The following is an 8982-nucleotide window of genomic DNA, read 5'->3' as shown; positions in this document are numbered from 1 at the left end:
GCTGTTGGCGAAGCATGCAGCCGAGACGTCGTGAGCCTGCGCGCCAGCGAGACGATTGGCGAGGTGCAGGCCTGGCTGTCGACGGAACATGCACCGGCCAAACATCAGGGCTTTCCGGTGGTGGACGAGCAGGGCCGCTTGCTGGGCGTGGTGACCCGCCGCGATCTGCTGCGCGCCGGCTCGCCGCTGGATGCGCAAGTGCGTTCGCTGCTGCATCGTCCGCCTCTCGTGGTGCGCGAAGACCACACGCTGCGCGAAGCCGCCGATCATATGGTGGAGGCCGACGTCGGCCGCCTGGTGGTGATGGATCGCCAGGGACGCCGGATGGTGGGCATCATCACCCGCGGCGATCTGCTCAAGGCGCATGCGCAACGACTGCGCGAAGCACATGAGGCCAGCCGTCATCTCGGCGGAAAAACAAAACCGGCCGTGTAAGGGCCGGTTTTGTGGGGCGTCCGGGCGGCTTGTGCTGCCCGGGTCAGTACATCATCAGGCAGCCTTGAGCGAAGCCATGTCGATCACGAAGCGATAGCGCACGTCGCTGGTGATGACGCGCTCGTAGGCGGCATTGATGTTCTTGATGTCGATCACTTCGATGTCGCTGACGATGTTGTGCTCGGCGCAGAAGTCGAGCATTTCCTGCGTTTCGGCGATGCCGCCGATGGCCGAACCCGAGATCGAGCGACGACCCAGCAGCACCTGCGCAGCGTTCACCGGAGGATCGAGCGGCTGCAGCTGGCCGACCAGGCAGATCACGCCATTGACGGCGAGCGTGGCCAGGTACGGGTTGAGATCGTGCGGGTTGGGCACCGTGTCGAGGATGAACTCGAACTGGCGCGACACGGCGGCCATCTGCTTCTCGTCGGTGGACAACACCACATGGTCGGCGCCCAGGCGGCGTGCTTCCGCTTCCTTGCCCGGCGAACGGGTGAACAAGGTGACGTCGGCACCCATCGCCTTGGCGAACTTCAGGCCCATGTGGCCCAGGCCGCCCAGGCCGATCACGGCGATCTTGCTGCCCTTGCCGATATTCCAGTGACGCAGCGGCGACCAGGTGGTGATGCCGGCGCACAGCAGCGGCGCGGCAGCCTTCAGGTCCAGCTTGTCGGAGATCGACACGACGAACTTGTCCGACACCACGATGCGCTCGGAGTAGCCGCCGAAGGTGGGCATCTTGTCGTGGCGATCGATGCCGTTATAGGTCCAGGTGGCGCCTTCAACACAGTACTGCTCGAGGCCGGCGTTGCACGAGGCGCAGTGCTGGCAGGAGTCGACCATGCAGCCCAYGCCCACCGTGTCGCCCACCTTGAACTTGGTGACCTCGGGGCCGACGGAGCTGACGCGGCCCACGATCTCGTGGCCGGGCACCATCGGGTAGAGGCTGCCGCCCCATTCGTCGCGCGCCTGGTGGATATCCGAGTGGCAAACGCCGCAATACAGGATGTCGATCACCACATCGTTCGCGCGCGGATCGCGGCGTTCGAACTGGTGAGCGGCCAGCGGCGTGGTGGCGGACTGGGCGGCGTAGCCGCGGATGGAAAGCGTCATGGCATGACTCCTTGGGGACGGGACAGCAAGGCGAGGAGTATGGGCGCCCGGTGTATGGCCCGGGTAGCCGATTCCTGCGAGATGATTGCCTGATCCTGCAAGGTCGTGGCCCAGGGGCTCGCCATATGGCGGAGGAACAGGCAATCTCGTCCTGCAGAAATGGAACCTAAGTCCATGAATGAAAAACCTTCCGCTCCTGGCTCTTCGGCGCGACTGGCGCAAGATCGCGAGGAATTGACAGCCATCGTTGAACGATTGGCGGCGGCTGATGGCTTGCACACCACGGTTTGGCCAGCCCTGACGCTGTTTCGCGCCAACTCGGTTGGCGTGCCGACCTGCGCCATGTACGGCCCGGGTCTGGGCCTTGCGCTGCAGGGGGCGAAGCAGATCCTGCTCGGCCAGCAAACGTTCCTGCATGAGCCGGCCAACTACATGGTCAACGCGGTGGATGTGCCGGTGTCCTCGCAGGTGGTCCGGGCATCGGACGATGCGCCGTGCCTGTGCCTGACCTTTCGCCTGGATCTGCAGTGCATCCGCGAGCTGCTGCCCGGCGTGCAGTTGCGCCGCAGTGCCGTCGCGTCTGCGCCCGGTCTTTCGATGAGTCCGCTCGATGGCGGGCTGCTCGATCCGCTGCTGCGCCTGGTTCGCCTGCTCGATACGCCGCGCGACCTCGAGGTATTGGGTCCCTTGATCGAGCGCGAACTGCTGTACCGATTGCTGACGGGCGAGCAGGGTGCGTTGCTGGCGCAGATCGCCACGTCCGGCAGCCAGGGTCATCAGGTGTCGCGCGCCATCGACTGGTTGCGGCAGCACTACGACGAGCCCTTGCGCATCGAGGAGCTGGCGATGCGCGTGAACATGAGCACCTCCTCGCTGCATCACCATTTTCGCGCCATTACCGCGATGAGTCCGCTGCAGTACCAGAAGCAGCTGCGTTTGCACGAAGCGCGTCGCCTGCTGCTGGCCAGCCAGTGCGACGTCGCCACGGCGGCGCATCAGGTGGGCTATGAAAGTCCCTCGCAGTTCAGTCGCGAATACAGTCGCCAGTTCGGCGCGCCGCCCTTGCGCGACGTGGCGCGCCTGCGTCCGGCCGACGCCGAGTCGGTCGCCTGAGGGCACTTGACCTTCGCGTGGCAGGCATCGAGCATGCGCCGCGCTGACAACACGGCCAGGGAATGCCATGAATCTCGCTTTGTTCGATTTCGACGGAACCATCACCACGCGAGAGATGTTCCGGCCCTTCATCGAATTTGCCGTGTCGCCGCGCCGGCGCGCCCTTGGCGGCGCGCTGCTTGCCCCGATGGTGGCTGGCTACAAGCTTGGCTGGGTGTCGCCCAACCTCATGCGGCGCAGTGCAGTGCAGCTGGGTTTTCGTGGCGTGCCGGAAACGCATGCCCATGCACGCGGCGAGCAATTTGCACGCGATGTATTGCCGGGCGTGCTGCGCCCGCAGGCGCTGGAGCGCATCCAGTGGCATAAGGCGCAGGGCGATCGCGTCGTCGTGGTATCCGGTGCGCTGGACGTCTATATGTCCCATTGGTGCCGCACGCATGATCTGGAACTGCTGTGCTCCCAGCTTGAGGCGCGCGACGGCCAGCTGACGGGTCGCTACCGCGGCGAACAATGCGTGAACGCGGAAAAAGCGCGCCGCGTCCGCGCCGCCTATGATCTGGCCGCTTATCCCGTGGTCTATGCCTACGGCGATACGCCGGAGGATCAGCATCTGCTTAGCATCGCCCACCGTCGCTATTTTCAGTGGCAGGAAGTGAGCTGATCGATGGCTGGCGCCGGCTCTTCACATGGCGTGAATGGGTCTGGTCATGAAATGCGCGAGAGAGCTCTGGACACCCTCGGAGGCACTCATGAAGACGCAATGGATCGGTATCCTGGTCGTCGCGGTTCTTCCGCTTTCTCTGGTTACGAGCCATGCGGCATCCATGGACGACAAGGCGTCGCAGAAAGTCCTGGCCGCCATGGACCGCACGTCCACCTGGGGGCACCCCGATCAGTACGGCGAATTTGTCGGGATGCGCGCCTATGCAAGTGGCAACTACGCCAAGGCGATGAAATATTTCGAGATTGGCGCGCGCTATGCCGACAAGCTGTCTCAGCTCAGCATCGGCTTGATGTATTTGCACGGCGAGGGTGTCGCCAAGAATCCTGTCACCGCGTATGCGTGGCTGGCGCTGGGCGCGGAGCGGAAATTTCCGCGCTACGTAGCCACCCGCGATGCCGTATGGAATCAGCTGGACGCCAGTCAGCGTCAACAAGGAAGCGTGCTGTTGGATCAACTGTCCGGCGAGTACGGCGATGCGGTGGCGAAGCCGCGCATGGAGCGGGCGTTGCGCGAGGCCAGGACCGGGATGACTGGATCGTTGGTTGGCTACGGTGCGCCCGAGGTCAGCTCGCTGACGCTGGCACAGTTTGCGGCGGCCAACCCCTCCCTGGGCGACTTCACCGGGCCACTGCCGTCGTGCGGCGCTGAATCCATCGACGGCGCGCCCATCACGGGTTGCGGGAATATTTACGTGGCCTGGCGCTGGGACCCCAAGCAGTACTTTCGCATTCGCGATGCGGCCTGGTACGGCACGGTGACCGTGGGTGAGCTGGAACGGGATCAGGGCATACCGCACTGAGGCTACGGTTCGCGGATCAAAGACGTTGTTCGATCGCCCAGGCTTCGACGATCTCCCGGGCACGGGCGGGCGACGCTCTGCCCCAAAGGTCATTCTTGCGGTGAACCACGGGCCGGAGTGAGAGTAGGGCGTTCGTCCCATCGGCCAGGAGGGCATATGCAGGCGTCGCATCCCGCAGTTGTTTGGGCCAAGGCGGTCGTGGTGATCGCGGTGCTGTTCGCTGCGCTGTCCGTGCGCGACCTGGCTTTGATGGTGGGCCTGAAGATTCCCGGCTTGCCCATGTCGTCCTTCGGCGGCTCCAGCATGGACAACCTGCTGGCGGTACTGTTGGCGCTCGTTGCCTTGCTGGCCTTGCGGTCGCGGCGGACCGGGCCATCGGTTCGGCGCCTCTTGGGTCTGCACTCGAACGGATGGAAGGCGCCGCTGCTGGTGCTGCTGGCCACGCTGCCGTTCTGGATCGGATGCGCGGTCACTGGCCAGTTGCAGGCGACCATCGACTGGCGGGACATCCTGTTTACGGCCTTGTTGTTTCCGCTGGCCGAGGAACTGGTGTTTCGCGGCTTCGGCTTCATTTTCGTACGTCGCGGCCTCGGGTGGCGGATGCTGCCGTCCGTGCTGGTGCAGGCCCTGGTGTTTGGCTGGGTGTATTGGGTGGGCATGCAGGACAGTGAGCTGGCTTTGCAAGTCTTCGCCATCACCTTCGTCGGCGGCATCGTGTTCGCGGTGCTCGATGCGATGGATGGTTACACGCTGTGGTGCGGCCTGATCTTCCACTGCTCGCTCAATGCCGCGTGGGATGTCTTCGATGTGGCGCCATCGGCCGCGACCGGCTGGCTGGGGAATGGCCTGCGTGTCTTTAGCGCGTTGCTGGCCATCGGGATGGTCTGGATGCTGCGGTGTCGGCAGGTGCAGGCAGGGCCATCAACATCGATGCCGGTTTCTGCATCCCGATAATCGGTACGATGAGTCACGCATCTCTGGGGAATGCATCCAATGACAACGCTCAAGCGTGACGCGCGTATTGCCGGTCTCATCTACCTGGCACTGACGATCACCGCGCCATTCCGGCTGATCTATATCCCGAACACGCTTTTTGTCCACGACAACCCCGCCGCGACGGCCGGCAATATCGCAGCGCACGAGTTGTTGTTCCGGCTCGGCATCTTTGGCGATCTGCTGACCGGCGTGATCAGCCTGTTGCTGACGTTCACGCTCTACCAGCTGTTCAAGGGCGTCAACAAAACCTTGGCAGGGCTGATGTTCGTGCTGGGCTTCATGGATACGCCGCTGTATTTCTTCAACGTGCTCAATGATGCGGCGGCACTGCTGCTGGTCAAGGGCGGCCCGATTCTGGCAGCGTTCGAGCAGCCCGAGCGCGAGGCGCTCGCGGCGCTGTTCCTGCGCCTGCACGGCATGATGATTTCGTGTGCCGAGATGTTCTGGGGCTTGTGGCTGTTCCCGCTGGCGCTGCTGGTGATCCGCTCGCGCTTCCTGCCGCGCTTTCTGGGCTACTGGCTGATCCTCAACGGCTTCGCCTATCTGGCTTTGTGCGTGACCGGCGTGGTGTTGCCGGCGTACGAAGACCTCATCTCGAAAGTGGCTTTCCCGCTCCAGCTGGGCGAGCTGGCCTTCGTGTTGTGGATGGTAGTGATGGGGGCGCGGCCGCGCGGCGATGTTGCCGCGGTGCCTTCGACCTAAGGCGTCGGCTCGCATCGCAAGGTCTTGACCCTGTCTTACGGCACTGGTCACCCGGTGCCGCATGACGCATCTATGGTGTTTCGCCCGCGCGATAGCCGGTCGAGTCCCATGAGTCCCTGCGTGAGAGTGTCGATGAATCCTGATTTGGCTGTACGAGGTCGTTTCGCCCGTGTGGGGCGTGGAGCTGCGTGGTGCGCAGCGGGTGTGTTCGCGCTGGGCCTGGCCTTGTCGCCGTGGTCCGCCATGGCCGCCGAAGGCAAGGATGCCAAGCCCGCGGCCGAAGCCGCCGACAAGAAGTCCGACAGCGACCTGCCGCCGCTGCCCGCCGACAAGACCATCAAGCAGAGCGTGCGCGTAGGCGGCCGTACGCTGTCCTACGAGGCGACCGTGGGCACCATCGAGGTGCGCAACGCCAAGGGCAAGAAGATCGCCGACGTGGTCTACACCTCGTACGTGGTGCCGGGCAACGACCCGCACCGTCCGGTGACCTTCGCCTTCAACGGTGGTCCGGGCGCGTCGTCGGTGTACCTCAACATGGGCGCCATTGGTCCCAAGCGCATTCAGTTCGGCGTGGATGGCGATGCGCCGTCCGATGCGGCGATCACCAAGGACAATCCCAACACCTGGCTCGACATGAGCGACCTGGTGTTCATCGATCCGGTCGGCACGGGCTTCTCGCGTTCGCTGGAAGACGATGAGCAGACCAAGAAGGATTTCTACTCCACCGAGGCCGACATCAAGTATCTGTCGCGCGTGGTGTACGACTGGCTGGTCAAGCACGGCCGCCTGCGCGCGCCCAAGTACGTGATGGGCGAGAGCTACGGCGGCTACCGCGCCCCGCGTATCGGCTATGAGCTGCAGACGCGCATGGGTGTGGGCGTGAATGGCCTGGTGATGGTGTCGCCGTATCTCGATCCGGCCGCCATCGGCGATGGCGATGCCTTGTCGCCGCTGCCGTGGATGATCAACCTGCCGTCGATGACCGCGGCGCGCCTGGAAAGCCAGGGCAAGCTCACGCCGGCGGCGATGAACGACGTCGAGACCTATGTGCGCACGCAGTTCGTCACCGACTTCCTGGCCGGCCGTTCGGACCCGGGCGCGATCGGTCGCATGGTGCAGAAGGTGTCGGCGTATACGGGCCTGGATCCGGCCGTGGTGTCGCGACTGGATGGCCGTGTCGACATCGCCACCTACCTGCGCGAAATCCATCGCAACGACAAGAAGATCGGCAGCGTGTACGACTCCAACGTCACCGCCTTCGATCCGTTCCCGGGCTCGGCCGATCGCCAGTCGGGCGATCCGATTCTCGAAGCGCTGCTGGCGCCGACCACCAGCGCGATGGTGGATTTCGTGACACGCGAAGTGGGCTGGAAGACGGACGCGCACTACGAAGCGTTGTCGTACGCCGTGAACAAGGCCTGGGATCGCGGTAACGCCGACGACAAGCCGGTGGCGGACCTGCGCAAGGCGATCGGCAACGATCCGAACATGAAGGTGCTGATCGTGCACGGCTACAACGACTTGTCGTGCCCGTTCTTCACCTCGCGTCTGATCATCGACCAGATGCCGACGTTCGGCCAGGCGCAGCGCGTGAAGCTGGCGGTCTATCCGGGCGGCCATATGTTCTACAGCCGTCCGGGCAGTGCCGAATCGTTCAAGGCCGACGCTGCCACGCTCTACCGCAGCAGCAAGTAAGCTTATCGATGCACCAGAGCGGGCCGCGCCTCTCAAAGGAGCGCGGCCTTTTCTTTGCGCCGGCCAGACTCAGAGCAGTGTGTTGTCCGGCTGGCGCACGATGTAGCCGCGCGCCTTGAGCTTGGCCAGATAGCCGTCCGTCGACAGCAACTGCTCCATCGACAGCACGGCGACCGTCTGCCGGTTGCGGATCAGCGCGGCCTCGGCGGCATTCATCCAGGCCGACTCGATGCGCTGGGGCAGGTCGGGAATATTGAGCTGCTTTTCGAAATCGCCGTTGATGGCCGACACGATGCAGGGCTCGTAGTTCTTTTGCGGCATCAGGCTCTGCAGGGTCTTCATGTCGCCGGTGGCCCAGGCGTTGGCGCGCTGGGTGAGCTTGGGCATGTCGTGCTCGACCAGTTGCATGGTCTCGTCCAGGCAGGCGATGCCATTCTGCTGGTCCTGGTCGATGCTGGTACTGGGCGGCGCCCGCGTGACCAGCAGTTCATAGCGCACGGCGATCACGCGGTTGCCATGCTTGCGCGCGAGCTTCTCCACCATGGCGGCCACGTCGATCTCGTTGCTCAGGTCGTCCTTGGCCAGCGCTTTCTCATAAAGCTGCTGGGCGACGATCATCGGGCGCATGAATTCCAGCGCATCGTCGTCTTGCAGATACTGATGGCGCAGCGCCAGCCAGCGCGTATACATCTCCGGCGGCAGCAGGCGCTGCAAGGTGGCGCCGCCCGGATTGAGCTTGGCCGACGGCTGCAGGGCAAGCCGGGAAAACAGGCTCGACGGCATCTTCAGGCGTGCGGAAGGGGCTTCGAGCAACTCCGATGAGCGGCCCAGCGCTTCCTCCAGTTTGGTCCATTGCCACTCTGCGTGTTTGGGCAGCGGCGACAGCGTGCCGACGATCCACAACACATGGTCGCCGCGTCGCACTTCCCATAACTCAGGGCCGGGTTGCTCGCCGCGTACGGTCACCGTCTGCAAGTCGACTGCGGCCGCTGGCGCGGGCGTCGTGGCGGCGGGTGTGGGGATGTTCTGCGCCTGCGCGCCGCTGATAAACAGCAACGCGCCAAGCCATAAGGCAGTTCTTGCGTGCATCCGGCAAGCTCCTTGAAAGGACGCGACGGCTAAAGCCCGCCAAGGCGGGCTCCCTGTTGCCATGATAGCCGTGCTTGCGACGCCCGATGCGGTGCGCGGAGGCGGCCATGGCCATCCGGCGTGGACGGTCGGTGCACTCCGGAGGGAGCCGAAACGACGCCTTAGCTACCTAAACGCTCAAAAGACCTGGCGGAAGACAATGTACAAGCCGCCGGCCAGCAGGATCGAGGCGGGCAGGGTGAGGATCCAGGCCATCAGCAGGTTGCGCACGGTGGCCCATTGCAGGCCCGAACCGTTCGCCGCCATGGTGCCGGCC

9 protein-coding genes are annotated in these 8982 nt (G+C 64.3%); 7 read left to right on the top strand and 2 right to left on the bottom strand.

Going from position 1 to position 8982, the window contains the following annotated elements; genetic code table 11:
* Window positions 1-435 (top strand): CBS domain-containing protein (locus tag AC1DMG_RS16790; RefSeq protein WP_477180797.1); only part of this gene is annotated, 435 nt, incomplete at its 5' end.
* Between the two features lie 54 nt (window positions 436-489).
* Here the strand turns inward: AC1DMG_RS16790 and AC1DMG_RS16785 are convergent.
* A complete protein-coding gene (locus AC1DMG_RS16785) occupies window positions 490-1548 on the bottom strand; it encodes an NAD(P)-dependent alcohol dehydrogenase (protein ID WP_477180796.1) in 1059 nt (352 codons plus the stop codon).
* A gap of 174 nt (window positions 1549-1722) precedes the next feature.
* Between AC1DMG_RS16785 and AC1DMG_RS16780 the strand changes: the two genes are divergently transcribed.
* The 6 genes from AC1DMG_RS16780 to AC1DMG_RS16755 all read left to right on the top strand — a co-directional run bounded on the left by AC1DMG_RS16780 (window position 1723) and on the right by AC1DMG_RS16755 (window position 7577).
* Window positions 1723-2661, top strand: a complete 939-nt coding sequence (locus AC1DMG_RS16780; protein ID WP_441603262.1) for an AraC family transcriptional regulator — start codon at window positions 1723-1725, stop codon at window positions 2659-2661.
* A 67-nt stretch (window positions 2662-2728) separates the two neighbouring features.
* A complete protein-coding gene (locus AC1DMG_RS16775) occupies window positions 2729-3322 on the top strand; it encodes an HAD family hydrolase (RefSeq protein WP_441603263.1) in 594 nt (197 codons plus the stop codon).
* Window positions 3323-3356: 34 nt separating this feature from the next.
* On the top strand, window positions 3357-4184 hold the full coding sequence (locus AC1DMG_RS16770; RefSeq protein ID WP_441603264.1) for an SEL1-like repeat protein: 828 nt from the start codon (window positions 3357-3359) through the stop codon (window positions 4182-4184).
* Window positions 4185-4340: 156 nt separating this feature from the next.
* Window positions 4341-5138, top strand: coding sequence for a CPBP family glutamic-type intramembrane protease (locus AC1DMG_RS16765; RefSeq protein ID WP_477180795.1), 798 nt, complete (start codon window positions 4341-4343; stop codon window positions 5136-5138).
* A 39-nt stretch (window positions 5139-5177) separates the two neighbouring features.
* Complete coding sequence (locus AC1DMG_RS16760) at window positions 5178-5882, top strand: DUF4386 domain-containing protein (RefSeq protein WP_441603266.1); 705 nt, start codon at window positions 5178-5180, stop codon at window positions 5880-5882.
* A gap of 132 nt (window positions 5883-6014) precedes the next feature.
* Window positions 6015-7577 (top strand): S10 family peptidase, encoded by a 1563-nt coding sequence (locus AC1DMG_RS16755; protein ID WP_441603267.1) that lies wholly within the window; start codon window positions 6015-6017, stop codon window positions 7575-7577.
* A gap of 69 nt (window positions 7578-7646) precedes the next feature.
* Here the strand turns inward: AC1DMG_RS16755 and AC1DMG_RS16750 are convergent, their stop codons facing one another.
* Entirely contained in the window at window positions 7647-8666 is a 1020-nt protein-coding gene (locus AC1DMG_RS16750; RefSeq protein ID WP_441603268.1) for a TraB/GumN family protein, read from the bottom strand.
* Window positions 8667-8982 lie beyond the last annotated feature (316 nt).

The sequence above is a fragment of the Dyella sp. 01N36 genome (genome assembly GCF_056399745.1).
This window is presented reverse-complemented; position numbering and strand designations above follow the sequence as displayed.